The 17,519-nt window shown below is 57.7% G+C and carries 14 protein-coding genes; 4 read left to right on the plus strand and 10 right to left on the minus strand.

Annotated features, from left to right (window positions below):
• Positions 1–23 precede the first annotated feature (23 nt).
• From ACR0B0_RS03500 to ACR0B0_RS03510, 3 genes are all read right to left on the minus strand, one after another.
• Complete coding sequence (locus ACR0B0_RS03500; protein WP_170348458.1) at positions 24–1,460, minus strand: DegQ family serine endoprotease; 1,437 nt, start codon at positions 1,458–1,460, stop codon at positions 24–26.
• A gap of 767 nt (positions 1,461–2,227) precedes the next feature.
• Positions 2,228–2,827, minus strand: a complete 600-nt coding sequence (locus tag ACR0B0_RS03505; RefSeq protein ID WP_170348459.1) for a nucleotidyltransferase family protein — start codon at positions 2,825–2,827, stop codon at positions 2,228–2,230.
• Positions 2,828–2,858: 31 nt separating this feature from the next.
• A complete protein-coding gene (locus tag ACR0B0_RS03510) occupies positions 2,859–5,276 on the minus strand; it encodes a GcvT family protein (RefSeq protein WP_170348460.1) in 2,418 nt (805 codons plus the stop codon).
• A 194-nt stretch (positions 5,277–5,470) separates the two neighbouring features.
• On the opposite strand from ACR0B0_RS03510, the gene ACR0B0_RS03515 reads away from it, so the two are divergent.
• Positions 5,471–7,039 carry an ABC transporter substrate-binding protein gene (locus ACR0B0_RS03515; RefSeq protein WP_480646437.1) on the plus strand — a complete coding sequence of 523 codons (1,569 nt, stop codon included), beginning with the start codon at positions 5,471–5,473 and terminating at the stop codon, positions 7,037–7,039.
• 55 nt (positions 7,040–7,094) lie between these two features.
• Here the strand turns inward: ACR0B0_RS03515 and ACR0B0_RS03520 are convergent, their stop codons facing one another.
• The 4 genes from ACR0B0_RS03520 to ACR0B0_RS03535 form a co-directional block, all read right to left on the minus strand.
• Positions 7,095–8,402, minus strand: coding sequence for an HlyC/CorC family transporter (locus tag ACR0B0_RS03520; RefSeq protein WP_170358106.1), 1,308 nt, complete (start codon positions 8,400–8,402; stop codon positions 7,095–7,097).
• A gap of 63 nt (positions 8,403–8,465) precedes the next feature.
• The gene (locus ACR0B0_RS03525) at positions 8,466–9,419 is read right to left on the minus strand and encodes a tyrosine recombinase (protein WP_170374983.1); all 954 of its coding nucleotides are present in this window, start codon (positions 9,417–9,419) and stop codon (positions 8,466–8,468) included.
• A 2-nt stretch (positions 9,420–9,421) separates the two neighbouring features.
• Positions 9,422–10,945, minus strand: coding sequence for a hypothetical protein (locus tag ACR0B0_RS03530; protein ID WP_480646439.1), 1,524 nt, complete (start codon positions 10,943–10,945; stop codon positions 9,422–9,424).
• Positions 10,935–11,084, minus strand: coding sequence for a hypothetical protein (locus tag ACR0B0_RS03535; protein WP_170348465.1), 150 nt, complete (start codon positions 11,082–11,084; stop codon positions 10,935–10,937). Before ACR0B0_RS03535 ends, ACR0B0_RS03530 begins: the two co-directional genes overlap by 11 nt.
• A gap of 79 nt (positions 11,085–11,163) precedes the next feature.
• On the opposite strand from ACR0B0_RS03535, the gene ACR0B0_RS03540 reads away from it, so the two are divergent.
• Positions 11,164–11,751, plus strand: a complete 588-nt coding sequence (locus tag ACR0B0_RS03540; RefSeq protein ID WP_170348466.1) for a shikimate kinase — start codon at positions 11,164–11,166, stop codon at positions 11,749–11,751.
• Positions 11,751–12,863: a 3-dehydroquinate synthase gene (gene aroB, locus ACR0B0_RS03545; RefSeq protein ID WP_480646441.1), complete on the plus strand. Its 1,113-nt coding sequence runs from the start codon at positions 11,751–11,753 to the stop codon at positions 12,861–12,863. Before ACR0B0_RS03540 ends, aroB begins: the two co-directional genes overlap by 1 nt.
• Here the strand turns inward: aroB and ACR0B0_RS03550 are convergent, their stop codons facing one another.
• Both ACR0B0_RS03550 and ssb read right to left on the minus strand, forming a co-directional pair.
• Positions 12,864–13,934, minus strand: coding sequence for a site-2 protease family protein (locus ACR0B0_RS03550; RefSeq protein WP_170358112.1), 1,071 nt, complete (start codon positions 13,932–13,934; stop codon positions 12,864–12,866).
• 18 nt (positions 13,935–13,952) lie between these two features.
• Positions 13,953–14,447 carry a single-stranded DNA-binding protein gene (ssb, locus tag ACR0B0_RS03555; protein ID WP_170348469.1) on the minus strand — a complete coding sequence of 165 codons (495 nt, stop codon included), beginning with the start codon at positions 14,445–14,447 and terminating at the stop codon, positions 13,953–13,955.
• 206 nt (positions 14,448–14,653) lie between these two features.
• Here ssb and ACR0B0_RS03560 point away from each other — a divergent pair, with 206 nt between their 5' ends.
• On the plus strand, positions 14,654–15,232 hold the full coding sequence (locus tag ACR0B0_RS03560; RefSeq protein ID WP_480646444.1) for a lytic transglycosylase domain-containing protein: 579 nt from the start codon (positions 14,654–14,656) through the stop codon (positions 15,230–15,232).
• A 127-nt stretch (positions 15,233–15,359) separates the two neighbouring features.
• Here the strand turns inward: ACR0B0_RS03560 and ACR0B0_RS03565 are convergent, their stop codons facing one another.
• Positions 15,360–17,447 (minus strand): dipeptide ABC transporter ATP-binding protein, encoded by a 2,088-nt coding sequence (locus ACR0B0_RS03565; protein ID WP_480646446.1) that lies wholly within the window; start codon positions 17,445–17,447, stop codon positions 15,360–15,362.
• Between the last annotated feature and the right edge of the window lie 72 nt (positions 17,448–17,519).

Consider the following 17,519-nt stretch of genomic DNA (forward strand, 5'->3'; position numbering starts at 1 on the left):
ACGTGGCGCGCGCTGGTGTCAGATCAGGCGATTTCCACCGCTACAAAGATCTGGTTTCCACCGCGATTGATAAGAACAAGCGCGGGGTCGGTTTTTTCGCTGTCCAGAGCGGCCTTCAACGCGTCCGGTGTTGCGGTTTCCTGGCCGCCCAGTTTCACGATCACATCGCCCCGTTGCAGACCGGCTTTGGCTGCCGGGCTATCGGGTTTCAGGTCAGTGACGATCACACCATCGACATTATCAGCCACACCCATCTCGGCGCGGTTGGTGTCGGTCAGCGGTGCAATAGTTACGCCCAAAGCAGTGCCCGAGACGGTTTCGTCCACTGACTTATCGATCTGGGCCGATGCGCTTTGATGCTGGCCGACGGTCAACTCGATCTGTTGTTCCTTGCCATCGCGCAGAACGGTCAGAACGCTGTCAGTGCCCACTTTGGTGGTGCCGACAAGGACCGGAAGATCGCTGCTGGAATCGACCACTTCATCGTTGAAGGTCAGAATGACATCACCCTGTTGCAGAACGCCCTCGGCCGGGCTGTCGGCAACAACGTCCGCAACCAGCGCGCCGATTGAGCTATCGATGCCCATGGCTGCCGCAAGCTCGGGGCTGACATTCTGGATCGACACACCCAGCCAACCCCGGCTGACCTGGCCGTCATCGCGCAGGTCGGCCGCGATGTGTTCCACAATGTTCGATGTCACCGCAAACCCCAGACCCACTGAGCCACCGGTGGGCGAGTAGATCGCCGAATTTACGCCGACGACTTCACCTTCCATGTTGAACAGCGGACCACCCGAGTTGCCTTTGTTGATAGCTGCGTCGGTTTGAATGAATTCAGCATACGGCCCTTGCGAGATGTTGCGCCCTTTGGCCGATACGATACCGGTCGTCACGGTTGAATGCAGCCCGAACGGGTTGCCGATGGCTACGACGTCTTCGCCCACGCGGATGGCGTCGCTGTCACCCAGTTCAACCGCCTGCAGGGTTTCATCTGCGTCGATCTTCAGAACTGCGATGTCGGTCAGCGGGTCGGTGCCAATAACCTCGGCGTCAAACGTACGGTCGTCCGACATGCGAACCGTTACGGACTCGGCATTGTCTACGACATGGTGATTGGTAACGATGTAACCCGCTTCATCCAAAACGAAACCCGAACCCAGACCTTGTGCCGGTCCACGCTGCGGGGCGTTAAACCCTTCGGGCGCGCCGAAGCGTTTGAAAAATTCTCCGAACGGGTGTTGGTCAAAGTCAAACTCCTGTCCCTGCGTGGGAACCGGTGTGGCACCTTGTTCGGCGATGATGGTGACGACCGAGGGCGATACATTTTCAACAAGATCGGCCAGTGCTTCGTCGGCCATCGAGGGCAGGGCGGTGGTCGCCAGCAATGCGGCGCTCAGTGCGCCAGCGCCAACCCAACTGGCTGTCCCGGGCAAAAGAAGTGAGGACTTGCGGATGCTCATTTTTATCTCCTGTTTATATCACGCGGGTGCGGCCGCGCGTTGAAACAGGAGATGCGCCTTCACTCTGTGTGTTTCCTGAGCGAATTGTTAAGATATCTTAATTTTGCCACAAACTAGCGGTTCTATCGCGACGTTCGAGGACTGGAGTCGGAGGATTTGTGCGAATCACTGAGCACGAATCGGTGGATTGTTGCCGGTTTGGACGCCAAAGCGCGAAAAAGGTTGAATTGAATCAAAATCGTTAACAAGTCAGCCGTCGCAAACTCCGATTTTCAGGTGATACCGTCTTGGTTGTGTCGACCTTCAAGTGTTAATGCGGTTATCGAAAACAATTTATAACATTTAGACCAGATAGCACATTAGGTTTATGCTTAATGGTGAAATGTAGTGTTTCGAGCAAAAATGGCACTCATCTTATGGTTGATTCACGCTTAATAAATGTTGCGGAAAAACCATCCTGATATCGGCAAAATTAACCGTTCTTTCCAATTTTACGTTGTTTGAATCCAACGGATGGGTGACGATGAACGTGCCCAAGCGAGGGGGAGCCAAAGGCACTAGGGGGTGCCCAAGGCTTGTCACAGTCACTGGAAACGCTGAGCGGCATGTTAACGAGGGGGTCTTGTTTAGGTTCGGCGGCGGAATAGCCAGAGTGTCGACAGACATTATTGGCCGCGTTTCTGGGATTGATGAAAAGTGGTAGTCCTGTTTTGGGTACCGGCCCGGTCGTTATCGACCGGGCCGACTTACTTTCAGACCTGTCGATTTTAGATGGTCCGCTTTGCGCGCCATGTCGCCCAATCCGCGGGCGTATCCAAATCCAGCAACGCGTGTTGGCCGGGCAGGGCGTGCAGATGCACCTTGTCCGCATGCGCGCGCACCACGGATTGCGCACCTTCGTCTCCTGTCAGACGGCTGAGCTGATCAAACAGGCTGCGATCAAAGATGACCGGATGACCTGGTTTGCCGTTCTCTGTGGCGCCGCGCCATATCAGGTTGTCCGGGTGGGCCTGGACCGCGGATAGCACTGCAAGCAAATCTTCGGTTGTGATGTCCGGCAAATCTGCCAGCAAGATCATTGCGCCGCTCGCTTCGGGAGACACGTGCGCAAGTGCGCCGCGCAGGCTGGCATTCATACCTTCTTGGGCATCCGGAATTTCGACCTGATGCAGATCCAATCCATCAAGGGCTTGGTAACGGAGATGCGGGGCGGAGGGCAATGCGACGATGACTGGTGCCGCTAGCCCGGCAATCAATGCCGCGCGACGTAGCAAGGGTTGGCCGTCGATGATCTGCAACAGCTTGTCTTGGCCGCCCATGCGGCTGGATTGCCCAGCGGCCAATAGAATTATGGGTATTTGTGTCATACCACCACCATGCCGCCGCAACAGGGCAGAGTCATCCCCGCATGCGTGCGCCATCTGCGTCAAATAGTGGTTCCGAGATCACCCTAGCCTTACACAGTTGACCAAGGATTTCGATTTCGACCTGCAGTCCGTCAATCACCCGGTCCACGGGCAAGAACCCCATTGCAACCGATCTTTGGGCATGGTGCGAGTATCCGCCAGACGTGCAGAAGCCAACAACCTTACCGTCCAACCAGATCGGTTCATACGCATTCACATCGGCGTCGTCGGCGTCCACCTCAAATGCCACCAATTTGCGCGCCGGGCCCTGCGATCGGTCTTGCTCGGCGGCGGTTCGGCCGATGAAATCGGCGTTTGTCGAGAATGATATGAACCGATCCAGACCTGTTTCCGCGGCGGTATAGTCAGGTGAGAATTCCCTCATCCATGAGCCAAAGAACTTGTCCAGACGCAGGCTCATCATCGCACGCATTCCAAACGGCACCATCCCGTGCGGTTGCCCAGCCTGCCATAGAACCCACCAGAGCTGTCTTTGTGCCATCGGATCGCAATAAATCTCGTACCCCAGATCGCCGGTATAGCTGACCCGCTGCACGATGCAGTCGGTCATGCCAACGGTCATACGCCGCACGTCTAGAAAGCTGAGGTCCGAAACATTGTCGCGGGTGCAGGCGTCCAGGACTTGCTTTGCTTTTGGACCCGCGATCTGAAACCCGTTCAACCGGTCGCTGATGTTATCGATTTGTACGCCGTTCTGCTGATGTGTCAGGAACCAGCGCATGTGGAACGCCTGACTGCCGTATGATGCGGTCAGTTGAAACTCGCCTTCAGCCAGGCACGAAACGGTAAAGTCTCCGATCAGTTTACCCCTGGGTGATAGCATCGGTGTCAGAGACACTCGGCCAGGTTGTGGAATGCGTCCGGCCATAATCCGATCCAGCCACGCGCGGGCCGTAGGGCCGGCAATGCGGTACTTGCCGAAATTGTGGACCTCGTTGATGCCGACACTGTTGCGAACGGCGCGCACTTCGCGCCCCGTCGCGTCAAACGCGTCCGAGCGACGGAATGAGGGAGTTTCATAGTCCGGCTCGTCTCCTTGGGCAAAATAGTTCGGGACTTCCAATCCGTATTGCTGACCCCAGACAGCGCCCAGATCGCTGAAAATATCGTACATCGGGGTTGTTCGGTTCGGGCGCGCGGCGGGCAGTTCCTCATTCGGGTAGGCGACGCTGAAGCGCTTTTGATAATTTTCGATCACTTTCGGGCGGGTGTACCCGGGGCTGATCCAATCTCCGAACCGGGCCACGTCCATCGCAAAGACATCACGTTCCGGTTCGCCCTCGATCATCCATTGCGCTAACGTCAGGCCAACTCCGCCACCCTGGCTGAATCCGGCCATCACGCCGCAGGCCGACCAATAGTTTCGCATGCCCGGTACCGGCCCGACCAGAGGGTTCCCGTCCGGTGCAAAGGTAAACGGTCCGTGGATCACCGATTTCACCCCGGCTTCGGCCAGAACAGGAAAGCGACGATAGGCGAATTCGATACTGTCCGTGATCTTGTCATAGTCGTCTGGCAGCAGTTCATGCCCGAACTCCCACGGGGTGCCGTCGACGGCCCACGGCTTGCAGGGCTGTTCATAGAACCCGATGCACAGCCCGCGCCCTTCTTGCCGCAAATAGCTTTCGCCGGCAGGGTCCATGACATGCGGGTGTTCTCCGCCAGCGTCGATGATCGCTTCGATCTGCGGAATCGAATCTGTCACCAGATACTGATGTTCCATTGGGTGCAGCGGGAAATAGACGCCGGCCATCGCGCCAACCTCGCGCGCCCAGAGGCCACCGGCGTTGACCACATGTTCGGCGTGAATGGTGCCCTTGTCGGTGACCACATCCCAGGTGCCATCGGGGCGCTGCTTGGTCTCGCGCACCATGCAATGCGTTTCGATTGTGGCCCCACCCATCCGAGCTGCCTTGGCATAAGCATGAGTGGTGCCCGATGGGTCCAGATGCCCGTCCAGCGGATCATACAGTGCACCGATGATGCCGTCTGTATTGGTGATGGGCGCGATCTTCTTGATCTCGTCCGGCCCGACGATCTCGGTCTCCAATCCCATGAACCGATGCTTGGCGCGCTCGGCCAGTAACATGTCGAACCGGTCCTGGTTGTCGGCTAAAGTCACGCCACCTACGTGGTGCAAACCGCAAGACATACCGGTGATCTCTTCCAGCTCTTTATACAGGCGGATCGTGTACCCCTGCAGCGCGGCCATGTTGGTGTCACCGTTCAACGTGTGGAACCCGCCCGCCGCGTGCCAGGTTGAGCCGCTGGTGAGTTCTGAGCGTTCCAGCAGCATGACGTCGGACCACCCCAGTTTGGTCAGGTGGTACAGCACGGAACAACCGACGACGCCACCGCCAATAACTGCTACGCGGGTTTCAAGTTTCATGAAGGCCTCCGTCAGTGTTTTTGCCAGTCTGATCAGTGGGGAACAGGATGCAATTCCGAATGCGACAAAACGTGTCGCCGCAGCAAATCGCATCTGCGGAAAACATCAACTAAACGGTGTCGTGGTTCTGTTACGGAATCGATCTACCAGGCATCCGGGAAGGACCCTGTGTAACTACTCTACAAGGACATAAGATGAGCAAGTTTGATCCCCAACCCCAAGCGTTGAGCCGCCGTGAATTCATGGCCAAAGCCGCAGCACTTGGCCTGACAGCCACTGCTGCGAACCTGATCTGGGCCGAGGCCGGTCTGGCCGAGACGCCCAAAAAAGGGGGCCATTTCGTTTTGGGGCTGACGGGCGGTGAAAGCACCAACTCACTGGACCCAGCATTGTCGGCGTCGCATGTGACGGCCAAGGCGCTGCGGGCCTATGGAAACACCCTGACCGTGGTGACTACTGATGGTGGGATCGCACCCAGCCTGGCGGAAAGCTGGGAAGCGAATGAGGACGGTAAGATCTGGACTTTCCTGATCCGCAAAGGCGTCGAATTCCACAATGGCAAGACACTGACGCCTGAAGATGTACAGCAGACCCTGGCGCGCCACTCGAACGAAGATTCGCAGTCGGGTGCTTTGGGCATCATGCGCGGGATCGAGGATGTGCGGGTCGACGGTGACTATGTGGTGATCACGCTGACCACACCCAACGCAGACCTGCCGTATCTGATGTCGGATTATCACCTGGTCATGCAGCCGGGTGGCGGGATCGATAACCCCGGCGAGGGGGTTTCGACCGGTGCTTACAAGGTGACCGCAGATGAACCTGGAGTGCGCTATGCGTTCGAGAAGTTCGCCAACCACTGGGATGAAAACGTTGGCCATTATGACAGCCACGAGATTCTTGTTCTGAACGATGACACTGCACGCTCGGCAGCATTGCAGGCCGGTCAGGTACACGCCATTAACGTGGTGCCACCGCGTACCGCCAAGCTGTTTGGCCGCGCGCCGGGGGTCACCATCAACGCGACCTCGGGCCGGGGGCATTACATCTTTGTCATGCACACCGACACCGCACCGTTTGACAACAAAGACCTGCGTCTGGCGCTGAAATACGCCATCAATCGCGAGGAGCTGGTCGACAAGGTTCTGCGCGGTTTTGGTTCGGTCGGGAACGATATTCCGATCAACGAAGCCTATCCGCTGTTCGATGCGTCGATGGAGCAGCGCCAGTTCGATCTGGCCAAGGCAGCTGAGCATTACAAAGCGTCGGGTCATGACGGCACGCCCATCGTTCTGCATGTGTCTGACGCCGCGTTTGCCGGTGCACTTGACGCGGCGCAATTGTTCCAACTGTCGGCACAAGCGGCTGGTATCCCGCTTGAGATTCAGCGTGAGCCGGCGGACGGCTACTGGTCGGAAGTGTGGAACAACAAACCGTTCTGTGCATCCTACTGGGGTGGGCGTCCGGTGCAGGATCAGATGTGGTCGGTTGGCTATCTGTCGACCGCAGACTGGAACGACACCAACTTTAAGAACGAAGAGTTCGACGCGCTGGTATTGAAAGCCCGTGCCGAGTTGGACACCGCTAAACGCAAAGACATCTACGCCCAGATGGCGCGCATCGTCTGGGAAGAGGGCGGTCTGATCAACCCGATGTTCAATCAGTTCATCGACGGATATTCGGACAAGGTGACGGGTTGGTCCGCACATGCGAACGGAGACCTGATGGATGGCTATGTCGCTAGCCGTACCTGGTTCGCGTAACCCCGGAAATGAAACCGGCGCCCGATGGTGGGCACCGGTTTTTTCTTTAGCCGAGTTACAGCGGTCGGATTTTCAACTCGGTCACCCGGTTGCCGTCCTTCGCGGTGACTTCGAACCGAAACCCGTGGAATGAGAAGACCTGACCTACCACCGGGATCATCTGTGCCTCATGTATGACAAGCCCGGCGACTGTGTTCGCCTCGTCATCCGGCAATGACCAGTCCATCGCGCGGTTCGCGTCGCGGATTGTCATTGCGCCTTCGACCAGAAATTGCCCGTCTTCGGTGCGGGTCACCGGAACATCTTCTTCGATATCGAACTCGTCGGCGATTTCCCCCACGATTTCTTCCAGGATATCTTCCAGCGTGATCAAACCGCGCAATGATCCGTATTCGTCGACCACCAGTGCAAAATGGCTGTGCATCCGCAGGAATTCCCGCATTTGGTCGTCCAGCGTCGTGGTTTCCGGCACAAAGTACGGGTCGTTTGCCACTTTGGAGATATCGAATTCTTTTAGCCGGTTGGTGTCACTTTCACTGGCACCTGCGTGGGCATACATGGCGCGAAACAGGTCCTTAGCGTGCACGACTCCCACAATGTTCTCCGGCTCATCCCGGAAGACGGGCAGACGGGTGTGCGGGCTTTTCAGACATTGTTGCAGAATGGCCTCGGGCGCGTCGTCGGCATCGATCATCTCGATGTTCGAGCGGTGAAGCATGATCTCTTCCACCGTCCGATCACCCAGATCCAGCGCGCCAAGGATGCGGTCGCGGTCTTCTTTTTCTACCACACCTTCGGAATGGCCCAGCTGCAGCGCGCCCGCGATCTCTTCGCGTACGGCAAGAATGTTGCTGTCCGGGTCGATCCGAACACCGAACAAACGCAAGACACCGCGCACCAGCAGGCGTACGGCTGCGACCATGGGCGAGAAAACCGTCACCACAATACTGATGATCGGCGCGACCAATGCTGCCGCTTTTTCCGCGTTGGTAATGGCATAGGTCTTGGGCAGAACTTCGGCGAAAACCAGTACCAGCAAAGTCATGACAAGCGTTGCCAGCGCCACGCCGCTTTCGCCAAACAACCGGGTGAACAAGGCCGTGGCCAGCGAGGCGGCAAGGATATTCACAAGGTTATTGCCCAGCAGGACCGAGCCGATCAGGCGTTCATTGTCATCGGTGATGTCCAGCGCCTTTTGCGCCCCGCGTGAGCCTTTGTCGGCCTGCGCCCGCAACTTGCCGCGTGACGATGCGGTCAATGCCGTTTCAGAACCCGAGAAAAAGCCCGACAGGACGAGCAAAAGCAGAATGGCGCCTGTGGTAAACCAGAATGCGCCGTCGATCAGAGAAGAAGAGGGTTCCATTGGTCCTTGGTTGTTGGTGTTGCTGCATCCGTTATGGGGGCGCGCCCCCTGCGGATCAAGGGGTTAGCCCTTGTTGTCGGGGTCTTTCGCCAGTGGGTGATGCTCTAACACCAGCTCGGCCAGACGTTCGTCGAGAACATGAGTGTAAATCTCGGTAGTCGCCACATCCGCGTGCCCCAGCAGGGTCTGGATCGACCGCAAATCGGCACCGTTGGCCAGTAGATGCGTCGCAAATGCGTGGCGCAGCGTGTGCGGCGTGACTTTTTCCGGTGACACGCCGCCCTGAACAGCCAATTCCTTGACCAGCAGAAAGAACATATGCCGAGTTAGATGCCCGGATTTGCCGCGTGAGGGGAACAGGAACTTGGATCGCTGGCCGCCATCGGCAACCACTTGATCCTCGGCTTCATCCCGCACCTTTAGCCAGACCGCCAGTGCGTCGCGTGCAGGCGGAGATAGGGGTACCATCCGCTCTTTTCCGCCTTTGCCCAGCACCAGCAACATGCGCGGATCGCCGCGTGCTGACGACACAGGTAATGAGACCAGTTCGGTCACCCGCATACCGGTGGCATAGAGAACTTCCATCAGGCAGGTATTCCGCACCCGGTCGGCCTTAGTGCGCCCGGTCTGGCGGGCAGCTTGCAGCAGCCGGTCCACCTCGGGTACGTCCAGCGTTTTGGGCAGGCGTTTTTGGCGTCCAGGCCCTTTGATCTGAATGGCGGGGTTGGTGTCGCGCCAGCCTTCCTCGAACGCGAAACGGTAGATTTGTTTGATCGCTGACAATCGTCGGGCACGGGTGGACTGCGCCAGACCTTGGGTGTCGCAGTCGATCAGATATGCCTCGATCTGATCCCGCTCTGCCTCGGCAAAGTTGGTTTTGCGGCGCTGCAGCCAGGCGGCGAAATCCTTTAGGTCGCGGCCATAGGCCAACAGGGTATTGTTGGCTGCCCCAAGCTCGGCCGCCTGCGCTTGCAGGAAGGAGGAAATCCAAAGTTCAGAAGTTGCCGGGGACGCCATGATCATGTGCCCTGCAGGATCAAAAGGTTCAGGGCCGCACGCCGCGCCGTATCTTCAAGGCCCACCTGGCGTAGGGTCGCAATGGCAGCCGTCAGATCGACCAGATTGCCCCTGGCGCCATGAGCAAACATTTCCATCGTTTCAAGAACAGCTTCGCCCAGCTGGTTGTTGTTCAGCATCGCCTGAATGTCCGATGGGATCGGCGCCGCCCAGGCAAAGCCTTGAGCCACCGCATCGGCCAAAGGTGAAGGGCTGCGCGCACGCCCCGGATCACCTTGCGCCAAAGCGGTAAGAAAAAGCGCATCTTCTGATTTGTCCGGCGGAGACTCGGCTGCGGTTTCATAGAGATCGGACAGCAGCAGGATACGCCACCGCAGGTTTTCGGCTTTGTCATCCGGCAGAGAGACTTGTGACAGGCGACCAGCAAATAAATCGGCGAAGGGAACCTCAAGCCCGACACTGCGCATCTGTTCCCACACAAGGGGCAATGCCATGGCGATGGCTTCGGGTTTACCAGTTTCCAGCGCGTTTTCGAATTTCTGAATGGCTGACACCCGGTCCCAGACCGCACCCGACGCCGCCGGGGCACGCTCGGTATACAAGCCCAATAGCTGGTTAGGGGTCAGCGCGCCAATCCGCGTCAGGCGTTCGGCCGCTTCGATCTGGGCTTTCCAGCCCGCCACATCGCGCAGGTCAGCGTTGGCAAAAGCCCGCGGCAGAGGGGCCGAGGGCAAACGTTCGCCAATCGCTTCAAACAATCGAAAAGTCAGCGGATCGGGATTGTCGGGCTGGGGAAGGTAATCGGCATCCTCAAACAGCTCGGGGCTCAGGAAGCGGTCCAGCACATCCAGATCCTCGGGGGGCAAGACTTGCAGCGCATGGGCCGCCTCAAGCGTTAGCGCGGCAGAGTTCCAATCGCCTCGGCGCGCCTTGCAAAAAATCTGGGCTGCATAATCCAGCGATAGGTGCGGTTGCGCGATGAGCGCTGTGCAGCTGCGATCCTCATCCCCGGTCAGTAGCGTTGCATCGAACCAACGCTGAAACCGCGAGCGGCTGTCGGTGGGTCCGGCCAGTTGCACCAGCGATTGCGTCGGATCGGCGGCGCCCAGCTGCATCAAGCGGTCGAGGCGAGCTAACAAGAGGGTTTCCTCCGCACTCGGCCCGGCAGGGGCCCGCGCTTCGGACAATAGCAGCGTGAATAACAGCCGCTGCATTGCTGGGTTGTACTTAACAGGAACCCGAGCGATCAGCTGCGCCAACCGTTCGGGATCACTGTTCTGCCATAGGCTCACAGGCAGGCCCGTTACAGAGGACGACACCAACCCCAGCGGTTGCGACAGCGCCTCAAGCGGTGTGACTTCGATATCTGGCCGCACACCGGTCTGTGTCACGGGCGGTTCCAGCAAAACGGTTCCCGGCAGGTTTTCTGGCGGGTTGCTCAACCAATCAATGACAGAAAGAGGTTCCTGCTGCGCTTGCGCCGAACCGGCCAAACACAGTGCGAACACTGCGGCCTTATTCGACATTCAGGATTACCGGCTCTCGTATCTCGTCTTGCGGCGCCGAGAAATCCGCACCGAAAAACGGCCCAAGATAGGCATATGCCACCAGCCCGATAAAACCCAGGCAAATCAGATATAACAGGAACTTGATTAGACGGCCCATTGCTCAACGCTGCCCCAATTTTCTCTTTTGTCATAGTTATAGCTAGCATTTTTCCTAAGATCACGTCATTCACAGTGAAATGAGCGAAATTAAGCATAACACCCACAGCTCGGACACAGATGCGGGCTTTGCACTGCACAAAACGGTTGTACTTGTAGGCATGATGGGGGCGGGAAAGACGGCGGTGGGCCGTGCGCTGGCCGCGCGGCTGGGCGTTCCCTTTCTCGACAGCGACGCCGAGATCGAATCGGCAGCCAATATGACCATCCCCGAGATTTTCGAACGTGACGGAGAACCGTTTTTCCGCGCTAAGGAATCTCAGGTTATCGGGCGTTTGCTGGATGAGGAAAAAGGCATCCTATCGACCGGTGGCGGCGCGTTTCTGGCGGAACAGAACCGCACAATGATCACGGAACGCGGGGTCTCGGTCTGGCTGCGGGCCGAACTCGAGGTTTTGTGGAATCGCGTCAAACACAAAGACACGCGCCCCTTGCTGCGTACCTCTGATCCTTATGCGACTTTGCGCGGCTTGTATGAACAGCGTGTCCCGGTTTATGCGAAGGCGGATTTGATCGCCGAGTCCGACGGCGAGACCTCGATCGAGAATATGGTGAACCGGGTGGTGGATGCGCTGGCAACACGCCCCGATGTTTTGGAACGGAAGTAATGCATCAAACCGTACATGTAGAGCTGGGCGAGCGCTCGTATGATGTAGAAATCGGCCCGGAATTGCTGGCTCAGGCCGGTACACGGATCGCGCCGTTTTTGCACCGGCCCAAAGTGGCGGTTGTGACGGACGAAAACGTGGGCGCGCTGCATCTGGACGCTTTGCGTGACGGTTTAACCCACGCCGGGATCGAGATGACGTCGCTGACATTGCCCGCTGGTGAGGCGACCAAAAGCTGGCCGCATTTCGAACGCACTGTAGAGTGGTTGCTGGCTGAGAAAATTGAACGCCGCGATATTGTCGTTGCCTTTGGTGGCGGTGTGATTGGCGATCTGGTGGGGTTCGCCGCTGCGGCTTTGCGACGCGGAGTACGGTTTGTGCAAATCCCGACCTCGCTGCTGGCGCAGGTCGACAGTTCGGTGGGGGGCAAAACCGGGATCAACGCACCGCAGGGCAAAAATTTGATCGGGGCATTCCATCAGCCGTCGCTGGTGCTGGCAGATACTTCGGTGTTGGGGTCGATGACCCAGCGCGATTTCCTTTCAGGCTATGGCGAGGTGGTGAAATACGGCCTGCTGGGAGACGCAGCGTTCTTTGAGTGGCTGGAAACCAACGGAACGGATGTCTCAGGCGGTGATATGGCCGCACGGGTGCGGGCCGTAACCCGTTCGGTGCAGATGAAGGCCGATATCGTGGCGCGGGATGAGACCGAGCAGGGCGACCGCGCGCTGCTGAACCTTGGCCATACCTTCTGTCACGCGCTTGAGGCTGCCACTGGTTATTCCGACCGTCTGCTGCATGGCGAGGGCGTCGCCATTGGCTGCGCGCTGGCGTTCGAGCTGTCGTCGCGCCTGGGTCTGTGTTCACAGGAAGACCCCAGCCGCGTGCGGGCACATTTGCGCGCTATGGGCATGAAAACCGATTTGAATGACATCCCCGGCGACCTGCATGGGGCCGAAGCCTTGGTCGATCTAATGGCGCAGGACAAAAAGGTCATCGACGGTCAATTGCGGTTCATCCTGGCGCGTGGGATCGGTGAAGCTTTCGTGACATCGGACGTCCCGCGTGAGGCGGTGATATCCGTGCTGGAAGACGCCCTGGCGACGGCCTGATCAGCGCCCCCGGATCACCATCAGCTCACCAATGTTTTCCCGGGTGATATAGCCGACCATTTTACCAGTCTGCGTGCAGACGGCGATAGCCGGTGCGCCCTTGTGGAGCGTTTCCAGAACCATCTCAAGCCCGCTGGTCAGTTGCACCCTTGGGATATTGGTTTCCATGACCGACGTGGCGGGGTCGGACCGCGGAGTTTCCCCGGCTAGGGCTGCAAAAAGACGACCGCGGGTGACAAACCCAAGCAATGCGCCGTCATCATCCAAAACGGGAAATTCGTGCTGAGTGGTGTGGATGACTGCCTGCGCTGCCGTCGCCAGCGTATCGGACGGGGACAGAGCGTGGAATTCAGTGATCATCGCATCACGCGCCAGAACCCGCCGCGCGACCGAACGCATGGCCACGTCCTGACTTTCGGAATTGGCGGCGACAAAAACGAAAACCGCAATCAGTACCAGAATGGCGTTGCCGGTGCTCAGCCCCCAAAAGCCAAAGGCGACAGCCACGATCTGTCCTGCGATTGCCGCGATCCTGGTTGCTTTCACCCGATCCATTTTGAGACATAACAAGGCGCGGAACACCCGCCCGCCGTCCATTGGGAAAGCTGGTATCATATTGAAGGCGGCCAGCAGCAAATTCACATATGCCAGACGGTTCAACAAACCCGGAACAGTGGTGTCGATCTGCGCCATTGTCTCAAGTGGCATACCGGCCCCCAGTGCGACCAGAATGATCCAGATGACGATATTCACCGCCGGACCGGCAAGGGCCACCCAAACCTCTTGCATCGGCTTTTCGGGCATCCGTTCCAACCGCGCCAGACCGCCAATTGGCAGCAAGGTTATGTCTGGGGTTTTGATGCCGTATCGCCGTGCCATCAGCGCATGGCCGAATTCATGCGCGACGACGCAGGCAAACAAAGCCAGCACAAAGATCAGGTTTTCGATGGCGGCTGGCAGCCCGCCGCGGGAATAGGCGGCGAAACCGACCCAAGCCAGCAGCAGGAAAAAGGTGACATGGACCCTCAACTCGGACCCCAGAAACCGGCCGAGTGAGAAGGACCATGTCATGATTTGCCTCCGCTACGCTTAGAACGGAATCTCGTCGTCGTCGATTCCACCGGATGCCGGGGCAGGGGCGCTGGACGGTGCGCCATAAGGATCGCCGTATCCACCCCCGGCCTGACCGCCGCCGTAACCGCCCGATTGGCCGCCACCGCCGCCGCCTTCGCCGCGGCCATCCAACATCACAAGGGTAGAGCCAAAGCCCTGTAGAACAACCTCGGTCGAATACCGATCCTGTCCGGATTGATCCTGCCATTTGCGGGTCTGCAGTTGGCCTTCAAGATAAACCTTAGACCCTTTGCGCAGGTATTGCTCGGCCACGCGGACAAGCCCCTCGTTGAAGATCGCGACCGAGTGCCACTCGGTACGTTCGCGACGCTCACCTGTGTTGCGGTCTTTCCAGGTCTCGGATGTAGCGATGCGCAGATTGCAAACCTTGCCACCGTTCTGGAATGTCCGGACTTCGGGATCGCGGCCAAGATTTCCGACCAGAATGACCTTGTTGACTGAACCCGCCATGTATTTCCCCGTTTTGAATTGACGTATGCGCGCCGAATCTGGCGCAGTGTTTCCCAGCGACCCTATACGGCCTGCGTCTTGGTTGAAACACAGTTACTGCATGCAACACTGAGCAAGAAATTACTCAGGTTCGGTTAACCATGCTTTCATTATAAACTGAGATATCTATACTCCATAAGGTTCCTGACTAAGCGAGATTGGCTTTAATGCGTTTTCTGGTTGGTTGTTTTGTTGGTTTATGTGTTGCTCTGGTCTCGGTTCCGGTGGCCGCACAAACGTTGTCGACCAAAAGCCGGAAGGACATTTTCCTTAAACAATCCAAGATTTTGGACACGCGCGCCGCAACCCAGTATCGGGATTCCGAGCGGCTTAAACCCAAGACGGCTCAGCCGAAGTTCAACAAACGCTATACCGGGAAGTATCGCGGTCAGTATATGACACTGGCGCGTCAGGCCGCGCGCAAACATAGCGTCCCGGAGGAGTTGTTCTTGCGTCTGGTTCAGCAAGAAAGCGGTTGGAATCCACATGCAGTATCACACAAGGGTGCTTTGGGATTGGCACAGTTGATGCCCGGTACGGCCCAGCTTTTGGGTGTGAATCCGCATGATCCACAGCAGAATCTGGAAGGTGGCGCGCGGTATCTATCCTGGCAATACCGCAAGTTCAAATCCTGGCGTCTGGCGCTGGCGGCCTACAATGCCGGACCTCAGGCGGTTGAGAAACATGGCGGCGTACCACCTTACAAGGAAACCCAGAACTACGTGAAGGTTATCTGGGGCGGTTGAGCTAAATTCGATGCTTAGGTCTCTTTTGACCAGGTACATTTAGCTAAAATGCTTATGAGAAAATTTGTTCAAGTAATGCCAATGGGCGCCGATCAGAAACCGACGCCCTTTGCACCAATTTTGAAGCCTATTCCGCGGCGATTTTGATGACCGGCTCCATACGGGCCAGAATATCTTCGGCCAGATGACATTTCACCTGATGACCATCGGCCAGAGTTTTCACTGGCGGTACGTCGCGTTCACACAACCCGCCCGAAACTTCGGATTTCCAACGGCACCGGGTCTGGAACGGGCAACCCGGCGGTGGATTCATGGCTGACGGAATATCCCCCTCAAGCACGATGTGCTGCTTCTCGATCGACGTATCCGCAATGGGAACAGCGCTCAGCAGGGCTTCGGTATAGGGGTGGTAGGGCGGCGCAAAGACCTGATCGGTGGTGCCCAGTTCGACCACATGACCCAGATACATCACCATCACCCGGTCGCTGAGGTAACGCACAATGGACAGGTCGTGGCTGATGAACAGCAGCGTGGTCTTGTGCTCGCGCTGAATCTCCATCAGCAGATCAGTCACCGCCGCCTGAACGGACACATCCAGGGCCGAGACGGGCTCATCCGCCACCACAATGCGCGCGTCCCCTGCAAAGGCGCGGGCGATACCGACGCGTTGCTTTTGTCCGCCTGACAACTGGCGTGGCATCCGATCCGCAAAGGCGCGGGGTAGCTTCACCAGATCAAGCAGTTCCAACATACGTTGCTTACGTTCGGATTCAGAATTGCCGACGCCAAAAATTTCCAACGCGCGAATGATCTGACGGCCCACAGTCATCGATGGGTTCAGCGTATCGAACGGGTTCTGGAACACCATCTGAACCTCGCCCACGGTCTTGGTGTCGCGTTCCTCAATCGGGACAGCCTCGATGTTGCGGTTGTCCAGCAGGATCTGACCGTCGGTGGCGGTTTCCAGCCCCATCAGTACCTTCGCGAACGTGGATTTGCCGCAACCGGATTCACCCACAATGGCCAGTGTTTCGGATTCATGAGCCTCAAAACTTAACGTTTCATTGGCCTTTACAACCTTGGTTTCTCCCCCCCCGAACAGGGCATTTGCGGCCACCTCATAGTATTTCTTGAGGTTGTCCATCTTCAGAATTGTGCGCCCGATTTCGCCCTTTTCCTTCTGTTCAGCCATCGTGATCGGTGCGTTCCAATCGATTTCCTGGAACTTCAGACAGCGCGTGTGGTGCCGATCATTGCCCGGTACCGGCTCCATCAGAATGTTTTGCGTGTCGCAACGGCCTTCCTCAAAATAGTCGCAGCGCGGACCAAAGTTACAGCCCGACGGGCGTTCATGCGGCAGAGGGAAGTTCCCCGGAATGGCCACCAGCGGGCGTGCGTTCTTGTCAGCGCCCGGCAAGGGGATCGAGCGGAACAGCGCCTGCGTGTAAGGATGCTGCATCTCGTCGAACACATCATGAATCGAGCCACGCTCGACCGCTTCACCCGAATACATCACGCACAGCCGGTCACAGGTCTCAAGCACTAGACCCAGATTGTGCGAGATGAAAAGCATCGATGTGCCGTATTTCTTTCCAAGATCCTTGACCAATTCTACCACGGCGGCCTCAACCGTCACATCCAACGCGGTGGTTGGTTCGTCCAGGATCAGCAGCGCTGGTTTTGACATCAACGCCATGGCGATGACGATCCGCTGCTGTTGACCACCCGACAACTGATGGGGGAAGGAATTCAGCATACGCTCGGGGTCGGGCAAGCGTACATCGGTGACCACCTCAAGCGCGCGGGCATAGGCCTCTTCTGCGCCGACGCCTTCGTGGATCATGGGCACTTCCATCAGCTGCTTGCCGATCTTCATCGCCGGGTTCAGCGAGGCCATCGGCTCCTGATAGATCATCGCGATCTCATTGCCACGAATGTCGCGCAACTCGTCCGAGGTCATCTCGGACAGATCACGCCCCTTGAACTTGATGGTGCCGCCGACGATCCGACCGTTTTTGCCCAAGTCCTGCATGACACCCAATGCCACTGTGGATTTGCCGCAGCCTGACTCACCGACCAATCCTACAGCTTCGCCCGGTTGCACACTGACCGAGAAATCCATCACGGCCGGAATTTCCCGCAGACGGGTAAAGAAGGAAATCGACAGCTTGTCGATCTCGAGGATCGGACCGTCATAATCCGCCAGTTTGTTCATCGTTTCCTACTCCCTGATGAAATTGATCAAACGACCATTTTCATCTTTTCGAAAATACTTCGGGGGTCCGGG

The sequence above is a fragment of the Ruegeria sp. BA12 genome (genome assembly GCF_056539625.1).